The organism is uncultured Anaerovibrio sp. (genome assembly GCF_947302755.1).
Taxonomy (GTDB): domain Bacteria; phylum Bacillota; class Negativicutes; order Selenomonadales; family Selenomonadaceae; genus Anaerovibrio.
The window spans coordinates 1-16,860 of record NZ_CAMYWM010000048.1 but is presented as its reverse complement, the minus strand read 5'-3'; the positions used below and the strand labels follow the sequence as shown (position 1 = coordinate 16,860).

18 protein-coding genes are annotated in these 16,860 nt (G+C 46.6%); all 18 read right to left on the bottom strand.

Annotation, left to right across the window (positions count from 1 at the left end):
• Positions 1-63 precede the first annotated feature (63 nt).
• Positions 64-819: a FliA/WhiG family RNA polymerase sigma factor gene (locus tag Q0Y54_RS06390; protein ID WP_297965432.1), complete on the bottom strand. Its 756-nt coding sequence runs from the start codon at positions 817-819 to the stop codon at positions 64-66.
• 99 nt (positions 820-918) lie between these two features.
• Positions 919-1,344, bottom strand: a complete 426-nt coding sequence (locus Q0Y54_RS06385) for a hypothetical protein (RefSeq protein ID WP_297965430.1) — start codon at positions 1,342-1,344, stop codon at positions 919-921.
• 3 nt (positions 1,345-1,347) lie between these two features.
• Entirely contained in the window at positions 1,348-1,833 is a 486-nt protein-coding gene (locus Q0Y54_RS06380) for a chemotaxis protein CheD (protein WP_297965428.1), read from the bottom strand.
• Between the two features lies 1 nt (position 1,834).
• Positions 1,835-2,452, bottom strand: a complete 618-nt coding sequence (locus Q0Y54_RS06375) for a chemotaxis protein CheC (protein ID WP_297965426.1) — start codon at positions 2,450-2,452, stop codon at positions 1,835-1,837.
• Between the two features lie 20 nt (positions 2,453-2,472).
• Positions 2,473-2,940, bottom strand: a complete 468-nt coding sequence (locus tag Q0Y54_RS06370) for a chemotaxis protein CheW (protein ID WP_297965424.1) — start codon at positions 2,938-2,940, stop codon at positions 2,473-2,475.
• A gap of 18 nt (positions 2,941-2,958) precedes the next feature.
• A complete protein-coding gene (locus tag Q0Y54_RS06365; protein WP_297965422.1) occupies positions 2,959-5,055 on the bottom strand; it encodes a chemotaxis protein CheA in 2,097 nt (698 codons plus the stop codon).
• A 20-nt stretch (positions 5,056-5,075) separates the two neighbouring features.
• Positions 5,076-6,320, bottom strand: a complete 1,245-nt coding sequence (locus tag Q0Y54_RS06360) for a chemotaxis response regulator protein-glutamate methylesterase (protein ID WP_297965420.1) — start codon at positions 6,318-6,320, stop codon at positions 5,076-5,078.
• A 12-nt stretch (positions 6,321-6,332) separates the two neighbouring features.
• A complete protein-coding gene (locus Q0Y54_RS06355) occupies positions 6,333-7,013 on the bottom strand; it encodes a flagellar brake protein (RefSeq protein WP_297965418.1) in 681 nt (226 codons plus the stop codon).
• 36 nt (positions 7,014-7,049) lie between these two features.
• A complete protein-coding gene (locus Q0Y54_RS06350; RefSeq protein WP_297965416.1) occupies positions 7,050-7,958 on the bottom strand; it encodes a MinD/ParA family protein in 909 nt (302 codons plus the stop codon).
• A gap of 6 nt (positions 7,959-7,964) precedes the next feature.
• Positions 7,965-9,686, bottom strand: a complete 1,722-nt coding sequence (flhF, locus tag Q0Y54_RS06345; protein ID WP_297965415.1) for a flagellar biosynthesis protein FlhF — start codon at positions 9,684-9,686, stop codon at positions 7,965-7,967.
• Between the two features lies 1 nt (position 9,687).
• Complete coding sequence (gene flhA, locus Q0Y54_RS06340) at positions 9,688-11,763, bottom strand: flagellar biosynthesis protein FlhA (protein ID WP_297965413.1); 2,076 nt, start codon at positions 11,761-11,763, stop codon at positions 9,688-9,690.
• Positions 11,764-11,792: 29 nt separating this feature from the next.
• Positions 11,793-12,929 carry a flagellar biosynthesis protein FlhB gene (gene flhB / locus Q0Y54_RS06335; RefSeq protein ID WP_297965436.1) on the bottom strand — a complete coding sequence of 379 codons (1,137 nt, stop codon included), beginning with the start codon at positions 12,927-12,929 and terminating at the stop codon, positions 11,793-11,795.
• The gene (fliR, locus tag Q0Y54_RS06330; protein ID WP_297965410.1) at positions 12,892-13,674 is read right to left on the bottom strand and encodes a flagellar biosynthetic protein FliR; all 783 of its coding nucleotides are present in this window, start codon (positions 13,672-13,674) and stop codon (positions 12,892-12,894) included. Before fliR ends, flhB begins: the two co-directional genes overlap by 38 nt.
• Positions 13,675-13,693: 19 nt before the next feature.
• Positions 13,694-13,963, bottom strand: a complete 270-nt coding sequence (gene fliQ, locus Q0Y54_RS06325) for a flagellar biosynthesis protein FliQ (protein WP_039205764.1) — start codon at positions 13,961-13,963, stop codon at positions 13,694-13,696.
• Positions 13,964-13,974: 11 nt separating this feature from the next.
• Positions 13,975-14,709, bottom strand: a complete 735-nt coding sequence (gene fliP / locus Q0Y54_RS06320) for a flagellar type III secretion system pore protein FliP (RefSeq protein ID WP_297965434.1) — start codon at positions 14,707-14,709, stop codon at positions 13,975-13,977.
• A gap of 36 nt (positions 14,710-14,745) precedes the next feature.
• Positions 14,746-15,144: a flagellar biosynthetic protein FliO gene (gene fliO, locus Q0Y54_RS06315; RefSeq protein WP_297965407.1), complete on the bottom strand. Its 399-nt coding sequence runs from the start codon at positions 15,142-15,144 to the stop codon at positions 14,746-14,748.
• 158 nt (positions 15,145-15,302) lie between these two features.
• On the bottom strand, positions 15,303-15,665 hold the full coding sequence (locus Q0Y54_RS06310; RefSeq protein ID WP_027397516.1) for a response regulator: 363 nt from the start codon (positions 15,663-15,665) through the stop codon (positions 15,303-15,305).
• A gap of 249 nt (positions 15,666-15,914) precedes the next feature.
• Positions 15,915-16,860: flagellar motor switch phosphatase FliY (gene fliY, locus Q0Y54_RS06305; RefSeq protein WP_297965406.1), on the bottom strand; the 946-nt coding region annotated here is incomplete at its 5' end.

Sequence of the window (16,860 nt, the reverse complement as noted above, 5' to 3'; positions counted from 1 at the left end):
AATTGGAAGATTTTTCTTCTAAAGAAGAAAAATTTGAACAATGGCGTTATAAACTGATCTATTTTAAAGATCATCAGCCACATTTGCCAAAAAGCCCCGCAGCTTAAACACAGCCTTAGTGTGCAACTGACAAATACGGGCCTCTGATAAATGTAAAACCAAACTGATTTCCTTCATGGTCAATTCTTCGTGATAATACAGTGATATCACCAGCCGCTCCTTTTCAGAAAGCTGGTCTATTGCCTTGGCCAGTGTTTCCTTCATCTCCACTGTTTCCAAGCTTTTAGTAGGATCATTCACAGCCGTTGAGGCCGTTTCAAACTTTATATATTCACCCAAGGGTATAATAGTTGAGGCACTTACCTGCTGCTCCAGGACATGAAGCTGGTCAGCAGTTACCTGCAAGGCAGCTGCCAGCTCATCATCCGTTGGGGTACGCCCCAGCTCCCCCTCCAGGGAAATTATCGTACTCTCATATTTTTTTATTTTCTGCCGCAGTGAAACAGATATCCAATCCCTGGCCCGAAGGTCATCCTTCATGGCACCGCTGATTCTGATACCTGCATATGTTTCAAATTTATTTCCCCTATTATAGTCATACCGTGAAACTGCGTCCATTAAACCAAAATAGCCGCTGACCTTCAGGTCATCGGTATCCACATGACTTGGCAGACTGATGGCCAATCTGCCAGCTATAATGTTAACCAGTGGGAGATAATGCTCTACCAGTTTATTCCTGATTTCTATATTATCCTTGTCTCGGCTGTATTCAATCCAAAGCTGCTGTACAGCCTCAGGACTTAACTCTGTACTATACAACTCATCTCACCACCTCTACGCTTGTATTTTACCATATTAATATAGCTTCCTATGACAAAACCCTTGCGCATTTTACCCAAATCAACACTGACTCCCTGCCTATTCCTCCTGATCAGTGGCCACATGACGCAGCTCATCAGCTTGAAGTGGGGTAAAACCACCATTTTCCTGTGAGTCAAATTCCTCCTGAGACCCTTCTGCCGCCTCATTCTCCTCTGACTCCTCTAACTCCCCGGAGCCCTCTGACTCCTCTGATTTCGTCTGGTTATCAGCATCTCCTGCTTCTTCCTTCTCCATGCCCTCTTTCCAAGTTTCCTCAAATTCATGAATAATCGAGGCATAACCAAGGCGGTCAAAAAGAAAAACAGCAATATAAACCACTAATCCAGACACTATAAAGCTACAAAATGCCCGGCCAAGCACAATCTGCAACCGGGCATCTGATAACAGTCCAGCGACTATAGCAGTCAATGCTGCTATAGCCCCACAGACCGAAGCTGCACCTAGCTTAAACACATCTATCACCGTCTAAATCTCTTTCTCACCCTTATCAATGGTCTTTACCTTGTAAACCCCATTTGATAAATCGATGGATACTGTGCGACCATAGCTGCCACCTGTATCTTCACCAATAATTGGGATACCTAAGCCGGCAAGAACATCCTTGGCAGCTTGTGCATTTCTCTGGCCAACCCGCATAATATCCGTAGCGTTGGCAAAAGCAAACATTTGGGCACCACCGGCAATTTTAGCCACCAGCCTGCTTTTGGAAGCACCTAACTTAAGTACCTCACTAAGCATATCCGGTATACCGGTATCTGCGAATTTAGCCCTGTTTTCATTGGCTCTGGACTGGGTACTGTCCGGCAACATTATATGAAGGAGTCCGCCAATCTTGGTCTGCGGATCATATAATGAAATGCCAATACATGAACCAAGTCCATAACTAATTAATGTTGATGGAGCTGTGCCGACTTTAGCGTCGGCCATTCCAACCTTAACTAATTCTGGCATATCATTCAACTCCCACTGCAGACAGTATAGTTTCCAAGGAACCCGGATCCGGTACCAGGAAGAAGTGCCCCTTGATACCTTCATCATCGGTCTTGAACTCAGTCTCAATAACCAAAGCATGATCACCCATCTGACCAAGCTGAATCAATACTACGCTTAATATTGCACCTGCCATGTCCATTGCCAAAGCAGGGATAGATGGCAACAGGGAAATATTGGTAAAATTAAACAATGCATTCAGATATGCACCGGAAAGGATGTTACCAATTTCCATCAATGCTGACTCATCCATAAAGTCCAGCTTCTGCGTATCTCCATGCTTCTTTCCCATTAGCATATCAACGAGATAAAAGGCACTATCCCGTGGTAACAGGAACAAAATATTACTTGGAGCCTTACCATAAACTCTGAGGAAAACTCCGACTACCATAACATCAGGTCCGCCTACCAGATCAGGAACATCACCAAGGGGAACTATTGACACCCTTGGAACATTCATATCGATGCGTTTATTAATAATCTGTGACAAAGCCGTAGCTGAATTTCCAGCACCAACATTACCAATCTCACGTAGCGCATCCATCTGGTTAGCAGATAAGCTTGCAACATCATCTGACATATCTTCACCCCATCCAGAAATTACTCTTCGCCAGTAAGACCGATGATTTCGCTAATGTTAAGCTGAATTATCAGTCTTCCATCCACCTTGCCAATGCCTGAAATAAATCTTGAATTGGCATCCGTACCAGTTACCGCCCTGGTTGAATCGATATCGTTGGCATTGATGGTTCTAACCTCTGTCACTGCATCCACCAGCATACCCACGGAAACCTCATCCAGCTGAACGATAACGATACGGGTATTTGCCGTATACGGTGTATCCTCCAGCCCCAAACGGCGTTTCAGGTCAATTACCGGCAGCACACTGCCACGAAGATTTATTACGCCCTTGATAAACTCAGGAGCAAAAGGTACTCTGGTAATATCCGTCAGGCCCTTAATCTCCTGTACATTTAAAATACTGAAACCATATTCTTCATTTCTCAGTTTAAAAGCAACTACCTGAACCTCGCTGTCAGATACTACCTGTCCGTCTATGTTAGCCATTTTTCACCCCTCCTATGATTACATCAATGAACTTACGTCCAGGATCATAGCAACATGACCATCACCCAGAACAGTAGCACCAGCCAGCATCTTCAGGCCGGACAAAAGCTTGCCAAGTGTCTTGATAACGATTTCCTGCTGACCAATGAGATTGTCAACCACGATACCCATCTTATGGTCACCCACATGGACAACAACCACAAATATATCCTCCTCGTTGGTTGCCTCGCCCTTAGGCACGCTGAGTACTTCTCCCAAACGGGCAATTGGAATAATCTCACCGCGCAGAACAATAACTTCCTTGTTCTGTACAGTTTTAATATCATCCGGAGTGATGTTGATGGTACTGTCAATGGAACCAAGCGGAATGGCGTACATCTCATCCTGAACCTTAACCAGCATGGCCTGAATAATAGCCAGGGTCAATGGCAGCTTGATTTTGAATACGGAGCCTTCGTCAATCTTGGTCTCTACGTCAACGTTTCCGCCCAATGATTCAATCTTGCTGCGAACAACGTCCATACCTACGCCTCGGCCGGATACGTCGGTGATAACCTCTGCAGTGGAGAAGCCAGGCAGGAAGATAAGCCGTACTGCATCAGCATCCGGCAGTGCATCAGCCTCTTCACGGGTAATCATGCCCTTTTCAACGGCCTTATTACGAATCTTGTCGGCATTAATACCGGCACCATCATCAGTAACCATGATTACAACGTTATTACCTTCATGACGGGCAATGAGGCCTACCTCACCGGTACGCGGCTTACCCTTTGCCTCACGCTCATCAGGATGCTCAACGCCATGGTCAAGGGAGTTACGCAGCAAATGCATCAATGGATCGCCGATTTCATCAATAACGGTACGGTCCAGCTCTGTATCCTCACCCTCAATGGTAAGGTTGATTTCTTTATTCAATTCCTTGGTAAGGTCGCGAACCATACGAGGGAATCTGTTAAATACCTGACTTACAGGCACCATGCGGACCTTCATAACTACCGACTGAAGGTCAGTGGTAACACGGTCCATCTGCTCCAGGGTCTCGGTAAGGTCTGTCAGGCGATGAGTCATACCAATCTGTTCCAGGCGAACCTTGTTGGTAACCAGCTCTCCTACCAGATTCATGAGAGTATCAAGCTTTTCAATATCTACACGAACTGACTGACCGCCCATATGAGCCTTCTTGGCATCCTTGGCCGCCGGCTTCGCATCCTTCTTGGCAGGGGCTGCAGCCTTTGGCGGTGCTGCCTTGGCTGCCGGTGCTGGTGCGGCTGGTGCAGGCGGCTCTGGAGTCGGTGCAGGCGGCTCTGTAGTCGGTGCAGGTGCAGCTGCCGGAGCCTCAGTCTTTTCAGGGTCAAACTCGGTAACCTCAGCCACCGTAATCTCCGAAATAGCCGAAACAGCATGCTCAATAGCCTTTGCATCAGCATCGCTGACAATTATCACATCAAAGCTGTGATCAAATTTTTCCTGCTCCAAATCCTCGGCAGGAGGAACAGATTTTATAACATCACTGATTTCATCCAGTGCGTTCATGACCATGTAGGAGCGGGCTGATTTCAAAATACAGTTCTCGGAAATCTCCACATGAATATGATAAGGAACAAGGCCGCTGCTCTTTGCTTCAACAATTACCGTCTTTTCAGTATCGGTAATTGAAATTCCCCCCGGGGAACCACCGGCCGGAGCAGCTGCCGATGCCTCCGGTGCTGCCGGAGCAGCTGCCTCAGCAGATTCACCCTTGGCGATGGCATTAATCTGACGAATCAGGTCAGAAACATCCACCAAATCCTCAGACTCGCCATTACTGATGTTTTCCACCATTTCCTGCAAGGTATCCAAGCACTTGAAAATTACATCTATAATTTCAGGGCTGACCTTAAGCTGTTCCTTGCGGAGCATATCAAGCAAATTTTCCATGTCATGGGTAAGCTCGGCAGTCTTTGTATAACCCATGGTAGCTGACATACCCTTTAAGGTATGGGCGTTACGGAAGATTTCATTTAATACGGACAAATCCTCCGGATCATTTTCCAGACTCAGCAGGCCGTCATTCAGAGACTGTAAATGTTCCCGCGACTCGTCCAAAAACATTTCCATGTACTGATTTGTTTCCATTTCTATTCCCCCTGATTTGCTTATTTTCTAACTGCGTTCATAATTGCTTCAGCGATATCCTGAACAGGCAGAACCTCGTCAGCTATACCGGCATCCACAACGGCCTTTGGCATCCCATACACTACACAGGTTTCCTGAGACTCAGCGATAATATACCCTCCGGCCTTTTTAATCTTCTTCATTCCTGCAGCGCCGTCACACCCCATACCGGTTAATATAACGGACACCACATCCCCCCCATACTGTACAACAGAGTCAAACATTATATCTACTGCTGGACGATGGGCCCCCAAAGGCGGCTTCTGGTTTAGCGAGATAACTCTCTGTGAACCGCTGCCTGTAATCTCCATGTGATAATCACCTGGAGCTATGTAAACATAACCCGGCAAAATTGGTTCCATATCCTCGGCCTCCTTGACCTTTACCGATGATATATCATTCAACCGTTCCGCCAAGGACTTGGTGAAACCTGCGGGCATATGTTGAACAATGACCATACCACACGGCATATCTGCCGGCAGCTTGGGAACTACATACTGCAATGCCTTAGGACCACCGGTGGAGGTCCCCAGGACAACAAGCTTATTCCTTCCCCCCGAGGCCGCCCCACTGGCCTGACGCATTTTCAAAAGCGGGTTTTCCCTTTTCGCAACCTTGTCCATAACGGAGCTGCGCTGGGACAACAGGGAGGAGGTTCTAGAGGTTGCCGTCACGTGAGCCGTTGGTTTTAAACGGCTGGCAACAATCGATGTCGTACCTATGCCTCTAGTAGTTTTAGCAGTACTTTGCCTCTCAAGTATATTTATTCGCTTTAAATTCTCTGCTTCCTGCTTTTTTCCAAGAATATTATTATTTATTGCAATTTTTTTTACTTTTGCCTTTGCTGCATTACGTGCCTTGTCCAAAATTTCATCTTTAATGGTGTCCACTCTTGATATTGATCCGCCTGTCTTGGTGATAAAATCAACTGCACCGTATTGAAGAGCCTTTATGGTTTCATCAGCATCCTTCTTGGTCAAACTGCTGATCATAATCACCGGAACCGGGTGTTCCTCCATTATCATCTGCAGGGCCTTGAGACCATCCATTTCCGGCATAAGAACATCCATGGTTACCAAATCAGGCTTTAGCCTCAGAACCTGATTAACGGCATCCTTGCCATTAACAGCCGTACCTACCACCTCAAAGTCCGGCTCCTCATTAAATACATCCGATAAGACCTTACGCATAAATGATGAATCATCAGCAATAATAACGCGAATCATATCAACACCCCCTTAAAGATTTTCAATCCCCTTGGCCAATCCTTTCCGCTGTATATCGAAAATGAATTTTATAAGCCTGTTTTGCACATTGCGGTCAATAGACATATATGCAGTACCTATGTGATAAATTTTCTCCCCGTTAACATCTATTTTAGCACAACGGGCCACCCGACACATCAGCTGCAATAAGCCCACATTAGGTATATCGTCCAGCTCTATGGCAACCTTGCTGTCCACAGGCAGGGGCCGTTTAAACACAAAGCACATGCCGCCACCACTTATATCCACCGTGGAGGTAAGCTCCATTTCCTCCAATGCCCCTTCCTCATTGACAGGACGCACCACCACCGGCAGGGTGGTCTTTACCCGGACATATTCCCTGTTTTGGGCCTTTTCCACCTTATCCGGCCTGCTGATATACCAGACCGGGATATTCTCGATTCCCTTCCCAATATACGTGGCGCGGAAAATATAATAGCAATGCTCCCCCATAACCTTGCAGATTATGCTGGTACCATTTTCCGGTATAAGCGGTCTGCGCTTGTCATCCACCGGCATGGCCAGAACAATGTGATCTTTTTTTATATCCTCTACTCTGCTATGGTAAAACTGGGTATCCTCCATAAGGGATACCTGGGCTCTTTGTCCATATCTAAGTGCCTTCCATGTGTCCACCATTTCTGCTCTTATCATATTCTTTCTCTCCTAGTCCCAGTTTTAAGAAATATCTCATTTCTTAAACAGCCGCCTGAGGAATCCACGCCACCCAAGACTTACCTTCTCCTGGCGTCCATTGACGAGGCCCTTGGCAATGGATGATATACATCTGGCTGCCAATGCATCTGGATAACCTGACATAATAGGCACCTGCGACCTGACAGACTTCACCATGGTCTGGTCATCATATATATAGCCCATACATTCCACGGACAGCTTCAAAAATTTCTCGGCGGTCCTTGACAATGTACTTACCACCTCCCGTATCTCCGGCTCATCGATAACCCGATTTACAATGAGCTTAAGATTAGGGGTATCAGTGGTTTTACTGTAGCCCTTCATAACGGCATAAGCATCGGTCAATGCGGTAGGCTCCGGTGTGGTAACCAGAAGCACCTCATCTGCTGAAACGATGAAGTCCAATACATTTTTGCCAATACCGGCACCGGTATCTATCAGAATAATATCAGCCCATTCAGCACAGGCCTCCAGCTTGGTGAAGAGAATATCCTTCTCCACCTCTGTCAGCTCCTCCGCATGCTCCATTCCGGACCCGCCGGAAATATAGCTTACCCCATAGGGACCCCTCAGCAGAACATCCTCCAGATTAACCTCAGGATCAAGTAAATTCATGAGATTTATCCTGGATGAGGTTCCAAGTAAAATATCAACATTGGCCATGCCCATATCAGCATCAATTATAATTACCCGCTTACCCATGTTGCCAAGGGCAATGGCCAGATTTACGGCGAGATTGGTTTTGCCAACTCCCCCCTTGCCGCTGGTAATGGCAATGGTCCGGGGCCCTTTCAATTCCGCTGGTTGTTTTATTGTTGTCTCTGGTGCCTTGCTTGCTGGCAATTCAGGAGAAACATTTTTGTTCTCCACAAGGCGACGCAGCTTTGCTGCCTGATCCTTCATAACCCTTTACCTCAGCAGCATTTCTGCCAGCTTCGTATAGCTGGCGGGTGTAATATCATCTGGAACACTCTGTCCATTGGTAAGATAGGACAAAGCGATATTTTTCTTGTAAAGAAGATTCATAATAATTCCTAATGAGCTGGTTTCATCAGTCTTGGTGAAAATCACCCTATCAGGCTGACATGACATAAAACGGCTTAGTATTTCCTCAGCATCCTTATTTTTTGTGGTTGAGCTGAGTACAAGATGCTTTTCAATATCCTTGTTATCCTTCAGCAGCCCGATCAGCTCCTTCATCTGAAAATCATTGTACTGACTTCTTCCGGCAGTATCAATAAGGATAAGCTGTTTATCGGCGTGCTTTTCTATAGCCTGCTTCAGGGCATCAGGAGAATAAACAATTTCCAAGGGGAGTCCCAAAATATCAGAATAGGTCTTAAGCTGCTCCACTGCGGAAATACGATAGGTATCTGCGGTTATTAGAGCAGTGTTTATGCCCTTTTCCAATACGAATTTTGCCGCAATCTTGGCAAGGGTAGTGGTTTTCCCCACTCCCGTGGGGCCCACAAGGGCCACGATTTTAGGCTTATTGGAGTACAGGGTAATGCCGGATGCCACCCTGACAGTCTTTTTGAGAACCCTTTCCAGGGAACGAAGGGCCTTGCTGGAATTCTTCGGCTCCATTATCTCTGTACCGGACAAGCGGCGAACTATATCCTGAATAATTTTTTCCTCTATATCACATTCACGCAAGGCCTGCTGAAGTGAAATATCATGGGCTTCATTAAATCCTGCCTTCCCCATCCGGACAAGCATTTCCTTCATTTCGTCCAATTCGTTTTGCAGTGATTTAATGGTTTCCTGGTCGTCAGCCACCTGCCGGGTGGCCTTGGCAAAGGCCTCCTCCCTGGCAGCAGCTTCGGCCCTGGCCTCCTCTGTCATAGCCCCAGTCTCAGTCCTGGCGGCTGCCTCCCTGCTCGCCTCACTGGCTGCCTCCAAATCATTTATCGGAGGCTGTGATGGTTCAGGCTGTAACGAGGCAGGCTGCAGCGGTTCATGAGGTAACGGTTCAGGCTGTGACGGCCCGGGCTGTAGCGGTTCATGATATGACGGTTCAGGCTGTGCGGCCTGCTCCGCCTTTTTCTCCATAGGCTTTATTATTTTTCCTACCTTAAGGTCGCTATTTTCAATTTTATTCTCCCCAGCCTTAATCCGGTTAAGAGAAGATAAAATATCCTCAAAGGTGGACTGAATCTGGGGACCCTGTGTATTGTGAGGAATACCGGAAGAACTGCTCTGACCTGCATCATATTGATCAGCCCGTTGTTGAGCCGTATCAACACTAAATTGTGTGCCGGCAGTCTGATATTGTGAGGCAGCTGCCCTTTGGGAAATGAATGGTGATACCACCTGCTCCGGAATTGGAGCTGGCTCAGGGTAAGTGCCGGAGGAGGAAGGGGCCTTAACCGGCGATGATGCCGCCGGCTTGTCCGCCGGCAAAGGCTCATGATGGACCGGTGCTTTACGGGCAGAGGCCCTGACTGACTTGGCCGATGTTTCGTCCTCCACGGCGGCAATAACCTCCACTACCTCCTTGCTGCCAAAGCCCAGCAGTCCTCCCTTTTTGGATCTTGTAGTATGTAAAATAATCGCATCTATACCCAATTCAGCCTTGACATTGGCCATGGCCTCCTTTAGGGTAGGCGCCTTAAATGTTTTTATTCTCAATTTAAATCTTCACCACCCCAATAATCTGTATCTCTACAGTTTGCTCTATCTCAGCATGAGACAGAACGATAATCCCCGGAACAGACCGCTCCACCAGCTTACGGAAATAGAGGCGTACCGTAGGACTTGTAAGGATAATTGGTTGATATCCCATATCAGTCAGCTTCTGCAGCTCACCACTCAGGGAAGTAATAATCTTCTGCATGGTATCAGGATCAAGGCTTACATAGGAGCCCCGGTCAGTACGCTGAACACCGCCGGCAATCCGATTTTCAATGGTTGGATCAAGAGTAATGCAGGTGAGCTGATTATTCTGGGTATATTGCTGAGTGATTTGACGGGACAGGGCATGTCTCACATACTCGGTCAAAATCTCAGTATCCTTGGTAGCACGGGCATAATCGGCCAATACCTCCAAAATGGTGGCCATATCCCTGATGGATACCCGTTCACGGAGAAGATTTGCCAATACCTTCTGGATTTCACCCACATTCATCAGATCAGGCACAATTTCATCCACAAGGCTGGAATTGGTCTTTCTGGCATTATCAATAAGGTTCTGGGTCTCCTGACGGCCCAGGATTTCATCGGCATGGGCCTTAATAACCTCAGTAAGATGGGTTGCCAAAACAGATACAGCATCCACTACTGTATAGCCATTTAGCTCAGCCTGCTCCCTGGAAGCCTCCGGAATCCACAGAGCCGGCAGGCCAAAGGCAGGCTCCTGGGTTTCAATTCCCTGAATTTCCTCAAACACTGTTCCCGAATTCATGGCCAAGAAGTGGTCTAGTAATAATTCGCCCTTTGCTATCTCGATTCCTTTAAGTTTTATAATATATGCATTGGGTTTTATCTGAATGTTATCACGAATACGGATGGTCGGAACCACCAAGCCCAGCTCCAGGGCACACTGACGCCTGATCATAACAATACGGTCCAACAGGTCACCACCCTGGCCGGTATCCACCAGGGGAATCAGGCTGTAACCAATTTCCAGCTCCATGGGGTCCACCTGGAGGAGGGAAACAATATTCTCCGGCTTGGTGGCCTCGGTTTTGCTCTTTTCCTTCTTCTGGACGGTGGTGGTTTCCTCCACCTGCTTCTTGCCCCGCATCTTTTGATAGCCAATAAATGCGCATATGCCGGCCAAAATACTGAAGGGCAGGCCCGGAAGTCCGGGAATAACGGCCAATGCCAGCAGCACGCCGGCCACTATAAAGAATACCCGGTCATGACGGCCAAGCTGTGTAACCAGGTCATAGCCCAGATTGCTGTCCGAGGCCGCTCTCGTAACAATAATACCTGTTGCCGTGGAAATCAGCAGGGCCGGAATCTGGTTTACCAGACCCTCACCCACGGTCAGCAGGGTATAGTTGGCCAGGGCCTGCTGAACAGTTAAATTTCTCTGCACCATACCGATGACAAAGCCACCGGTAATATTGATCAGAATGATGATAATAGCCGCAATGGCATCACCCTTTACGAACTTACTGGCACCATCCATGGCACCGTAAAAGTCAGCCTCCCGCTGAATTTTCATTCGGCGCTCACTGGCCTCAGCATCAGTAATAGCTCCCTGATTAAGGTCAGCATCAATGGACATCTGCTTACCAGGCATAGCGTCCAGGGTAAAACGGGCCGATACCTCGGCTACACGCTCGGCACCCTTGGTGATAACAATGAACTGAATAATAATCAGAATTATAAATATAATGAAGCCTACTACCGCATTACCACCCACTACGAAGTTACCAAAGGACATGATAACCTCACCGGCGTAGCCCTCCAGCAAAATAAGCCTTGTGGAGGATACGTTCAGGGCCAGCCGGAACAAGGTGGTAATGAGCAGCAGGGACGGAAACACGGATAAATCCAGGGCTTCCACATTATAAATAGCCGCCATTACAACGATTAGCGCCAGGGTTATGTTCATACACAGCAGCAAATCCAACAGCATTGTTGGCAGCGGAATAATCATCATAACCACGATGGTAACAATACCTACTGCTACCAGTACATCACTGTATTTAGTTATGAAGCTGCCCTTTTCCTGGGCAGCGGTTTCTGGAGCAGCCATATTGTTCTCCTAAATAATAGCACTATAAATTATGCGTAATTTCTTGATTTTCTCTTTAGCTTGTACACATAGGCCAGTACCTCGGCCACTGCCTTGTACAGCTCCTGGGGAATTGCTCCCCCCACCTCTACAGCGGCAAACAGGGCCCGAGCCAATGGTTTGTTTTCAACTATGGGAACCCTGCTTTCCCTGGCAATCTCTTTAATCTTTTGGGCCACCAAATCCTGGCCCTTGGCAATAACCACTGGGGCAGCCATACCTGATTGATATTTCAGGGCAACAGCAAAATGAGTAGGGTTGGTAACGATTACATCCGCCTGGGGTACCTCCTGCATCATTCTGGCCATGGCCATCTGACGCTGCTTCTGACGGATTTTACCCTTAATCTTAGGGTCACCTTCCTGCTGTTTAAATTCTTCCTTTACCTCCTGCTTGGACATTTTCAAATCCTGCAGGTTCTGCCATTTCTGATAGGCAAAATCCATTACCGCCATGATAATGAATACGCCGATTATTTTAAAGGCAAGGGTAAATATGGAATCCGACATTTTATTAAGGCCGGCAAACAAATCCATGTAAATAAGCTTTGGAATCTGAAAAATTTCATCCGACAGATAGGTAATGACGAAGTAGCCTATTATCAAAATCTTCAGAAGGGATTTTATCAGCTCCACCAGGGAACGTTTGGAAAACATTCGCTTGGCACCATTTATGGGATTAAGCTTATTAGGGTCAAAGCTGATGGTTTCGGTGGAAAAATTTATTCCCACCTGGGCAAGATTCATGGCCAGGCCAATAATCATTATAAACACCATCAGGGGAATTGAGGTCTTGGCCAACAGAATTATCATGCCGATAAACATCTGCATTATAGATTCTTCATTGATATCCACATTCAAATTACCATAAATATATGTGGAATAATTCATAATATCGGTAACAGCGTTACCGCCAAGTACCCTGAGGACCATAAAGCCGGCCAACAAAACAAAGGCCGCATTTATTTCCTGACTCTTGCCCACCTGACCCTTTTTGCGGGCATCAGCCTTTCGCTTGGCCGTTGGTTCCTCGGTCTTTTCACCGGCAAAGAGCTGCAGGTCAAAGGAGAAAAGCTGATTTCTGTATTTTTTATTGTATTGCCCGTAAGGCGATGGTGATGTTTCCATACATCTCATTGAACAGCACATCCAAGAACAATATATAAAATGGAATAACTATAGCTAATGTAAAGGTGCCAATAACAATCTGCATGGGTATACCTACAACGAATATATTCATCTGAGGCATGGTTCTGGCCAAAATGCCCAGAGATACATTAGTCAGAAGAATAGCAAAGGTGATAGGCATGGCGATCTGTACACCAGTAAGAAAAATATTTGCGGTAAAATCTATTATAAGATCAGTTATGGCAGCATCGTAATGGATACCCACCATTGGAATCGCCTCAAAGCTGCGTATCAAGGCTGTCAGCAGCATATGATGACCATTGGTGATCAAAAAAACTATCATGGTCAGATAGTAGAGAAATGTACCAATCAATGGGTTTTGCTGGCCTGAGGTAGGGTCCATTTCATTTACCACCGCAAAGCCAACCTGCATATCCATTATCTTACCGGCCATGGTAACACACTGAAGACATACATAGCACACAAAGCCTATAAGCCAGCCCACAAACATTTCAGACAATACTGACAATGAATAAGCAAACAAGGACATAGGTGCTTCTATAGGCGTATTCTGGTCTATTACCGGGAACATTACCAGAGAAATGGCAAAACAGGCTCCCGCCCTGAAATATATTGGTATATTCTGACTTCCAAAAAAGGGAGCAATCAGGAACAAGCCGCTTATTCGCGTCATCATCAGCAGGAAAACAGCAGCATGATTTTGCAATAAATCAAAAAAATCCACTTATTTTACCTCGTTGAATTTAACCTATATATGTTGGTAAATTTACAAATACATTTGTAAAATACTCTACCATAATACGAAGCATCCAGGGACCAAAAATCAATATGGCCACAAATACCGCCACAATTTTTGGAATAAAGGCCAAGGTCTGCTCCTGAATGGAAGTGGTGGCCTGAAATACGCTGACCATAAGGCCAACGGCCAAGCCCAGCCCCAGCATTGGGGCCGATACCAAAAGCACCACCCGTAAAGCCTCCTGGGCCATCTGTATAACAAGATCTCCTGACATCTAACCAGCCCCTAATGAAAACTTATTATCAATGATTTTATCAGTAAGTGCCATCCATCCACCAGGACGAACAGCAAAATCTTAAATGGCAACGAAATCATTACCGGCGGCAGCATCATCATACCCATTGACATAAGGGTACTGGCCACAATCATATCTATTACGATAAATGGAATATAAATCATAAAGCCCAGCTGAAAGGCTGTCTTCAGCTCACTTATCATAAAGGCCGGAATCAGGGTAAAGGTGGAAACCTCCTCAGGACCATTGGGCCGGGGAGCATCTGCCAGATTTACGAACATGGCCAGGTCGGCTTCCCTGGTCTGCCTGAACATAAATTCCCTTATTGGCTCCACCACGTTATCAAGAGCCTGCTCCTGAGTTATCTGTCCGGCAAGATAGGGTTGAAGCCCATTTTCATAGCCCTGGTTCCAATAAGGTGCCATTATATAAAATGTCAGAAACAAGGATAAACCGATAATTACCATATTTGGCGGCGTAGTCTGTGTAGACATGGCATTACGCAAAAAGCCAAGCACAACAACAATCCTGATAAAGGCTGTAGTCATTATCAGAATTGAAGGTGCTATGGACAAAATGGTTAATACCGCCATGAGCTGCAGGGTCACTGCAACATCCTGGGGATTATCCGAGGATCCAACATTAATATTCATATTCGGTATCAGCGGTGCCGCATTGGCATCCCCTGTAAATAAAAAAAATAAAAGCAGGCTTCCTCCTGCCAGGAGTAGCCGCTGCAGCTTCGTCAAGCCTCACAACCCCTATCTTCTACGCTTTATACCATCGCGGATAAATGAAGGAATCCGCTTGGTCAATTCATCTAAGGATGATAACTGGCTGGCAAACATCCCCGTATCTATGGGCTGAATAATGGACTGTCTCCTGAGCCGTTCGATTTCTTCAGGATCAGTCACTTCACCCAACAGAGTAACCTGCTGGTCTGTAACACCCAGCATCAGGGTCTTTCCTGCCAATTCAACTACGCACACTGATTTATGTGGCCCCAGGGGTAAATGCTCCAACAGTCTGCCCCCATTATTATTGATGCTTTGCCCAAACCTTCCGCCTAAAAATTTAGACGCAAAATATGCCATGACAACCACAAAGGCAAACACAACCACAAGGCTGATAACGTATGCCAATGTCGACCACCATGACATTTGAGAAGGTTTTGGATCGGCATTCTCATATCCAGCTAAATAGCCACCGCCACCTGCTGAATCAGCTGCCGCCAGGCAATCTGGCGACAGCACTGATAACACCAATATAAAAATACATAGGACAGATGCCATGGAGCAGAAATGTCTCCAGTCATTCATCAGCCAACAGCTTTACGAACAGCTTCAAGAACACGGTCTGCCTGGAAAGGCTTTACGATAAAGTCGCGGGCACCAGCCTGAATAGCTTCGATAACCATTGCCTGCTGACCCATAGCAGAGCACATAACAATCTTAGCGTTAGGATCAATCTTTCTGATTTCCTTAACGGCACTGATACCATCCATCTCCGGCATGGTAATATCCATAGTGGTAAGGTCCGGCTTCAGCTCCTGATATTTTTCCAGAGCCTTGGCACCATTTTCTGCCTCGCCCACTACCTCATATCCGTTCTTGGATAAAATATCTTTTACCATCATTCTCATGAATGCTGCATCGTCAACTACTAATACTCTTACTGCCATTTGTCATCTCTCCTCATTAAATATTCTCATATTTTGAATTGAAATTATACTTACCTTAACACAATTAATTATATATTAATCAACAGGATTTAACAAGTACTACTGCTCCCTAACTGATATATAAAATAAAACTCACTCACAGGCAGAATTTTCTCCAATTCAATCCGGACAAATTCTGTCCAATGCTTATTATCAATCAGCAGCTCCCGTAGAAGGGGCCATTGTATCACTATGGGAAGCAGGATATTTTTACAGATTTTGCACCCGCTGCATAGGGCTGACAATTTCGGTGATACGTACACCAAAGTTTTCATCGATTACAACTACTTCGCCCTTTGCCGTCAGCTGTCCATTTACAAGGATATCAACCGGTTCGCCGGCAAGCTTGTCCAGCTCGATAATGGAGCCGGCGGAAAAATCCAAAATCTCCCTGATGGATTTTCTGGCCCGTCCCAATTCAACGGTAACCTGCAACGGAACATCCTGGATAAGACTGATATTTGCCGTATTGGCCACAGTAGGCTCATTGGTCAATGGTGCAAACTGGGCACTTTGGACTGGTACGCCCTGACCAACCACAGCTGAAGCACCATATTGGGGTGCATATACAGGCTGTGCCCCCATCATTGGCGGAGGTGGGGCCATTGGCGGAGCCTGTGGTGGTGGCGGCGGAGGTGGTGCTGCTGCAGGAGCAGGTGCCGGAGCGGCCGGTGCTGGTGCAGGAGCCGGTGCCGGTGCTGGTGCAGCAGGGGCAGGAGCCGGTTCTGGCTCTTCCTCTGGCTGTGCTCCACCATTCATCAGGAAATCCACCATTTCCTTGGCCACATCAACCGGTAAAATCTGCATTATCTCACTATCTATGAGGCCATCCACTTCCATGCGGAAGGAAATCTTTGCAACAGGCTCAGACTGGCTAAGCAGCTCACTGACTTCACTGTTGGGCTCCATGCCAAAATCTACCAGATTAACCTTAGGAGGTGAGATATCAATCTTCTTATTAAACATGGTAGATAATGATGTGGCCACTGTGCCCATCATCTGGTTCATGGACTCGCCCACCGCACTCATATGGATCTCAGTAAGATCCCCCGGTGGATTGGTTCCATCACCACCCATCATCAAATCAGCGATAATGGAGGCGTCCTGGGCCTGAATAGCCAAAATATTGTTACCATTGATACCTATAACATATCCT

Coding starts and splice junctions, on each gene's coding strand:
- Q0Y54_RS06355 (WP_297965418.1), bottom strand. CDS start 7,013: ATGATAAGAGCAGAAATGGTGGACACATGGAAGGCACTTAGATATGGA.
- Q0Y54_RS06350 (WP_297965416.1), bottom strand. CDS start 7,958: ATGAAGGATCAGGCAGCAAAGCTGCGTCGCCTTGTGGAGAACAAAAAT.
- Q0Y54_RS06365 (WP_297965422.1), bottom strand. CDS start 5,055: ATGGAAACAAATCAGTACATGGAAATGTTTTTGGACGAGTCGCGGGAA.
- Q0Y54_RS06310 (WP_027397516.1), bottom strand. CDS start 15,665: ATGGCAGTAAGAGTATTAGTAGTTGACGATGCAGCATTCATGAGAATG.
- fliQ (WP_039205764.1), bottom strand. CDS start 13,963: ATGTCAGGAGATCTTGTTATACAGATGGCCCAGGAGGCTTTACGGGTG.
- flhA (WP_297965413.1), bottom strand. CDS start 11,763: ATGGCTGCTCCAGAAACCGCTGCCCAGGAAAAGGGCAGCTTCATAACT.
- fliO (WP_297965407.1), bottom strand. CDS start 15,144: ATGTCATGGTGGTCGACATTGGCATACGTTATCAGCCTTGTGGTTGTG.
- Q0Y54_RS06370 (WP_297965424.1), bottom strand. CDS start 2,940: ATGGCTAACATAGACGGACAGGTAGTATCTGACAGCGAGGTTCAGGTA.
- Q0Y54_RS06360 (WP_297965420.1), bottom strand. CDS start 6,320: ATGATTCGCGTTATTATTGCTGATGATTCATCATTTATGCGTAAGGTC.
- Q0Y54_RS06380 (WP_297965428.1), bottom strand. CDS start 1,833: ATGCCAGAATTAGTTAAGGTTGGAATGGCCGACGCTAAAGTCGGCACA.
- flhB (WP_297965436.1), bottom strand. CDS start 12,929: ATGGAAACATCACCATCGCCTTACGGGCAATACAATAAAAAATACAGA.
- Q0Y54_RS06375 (WP_297965426.1), bottom strand. CDS start 2,452: ATGTCAGATGATGTTGCAAGCTTATCTGCTAACCAGATGGATGCGCTA.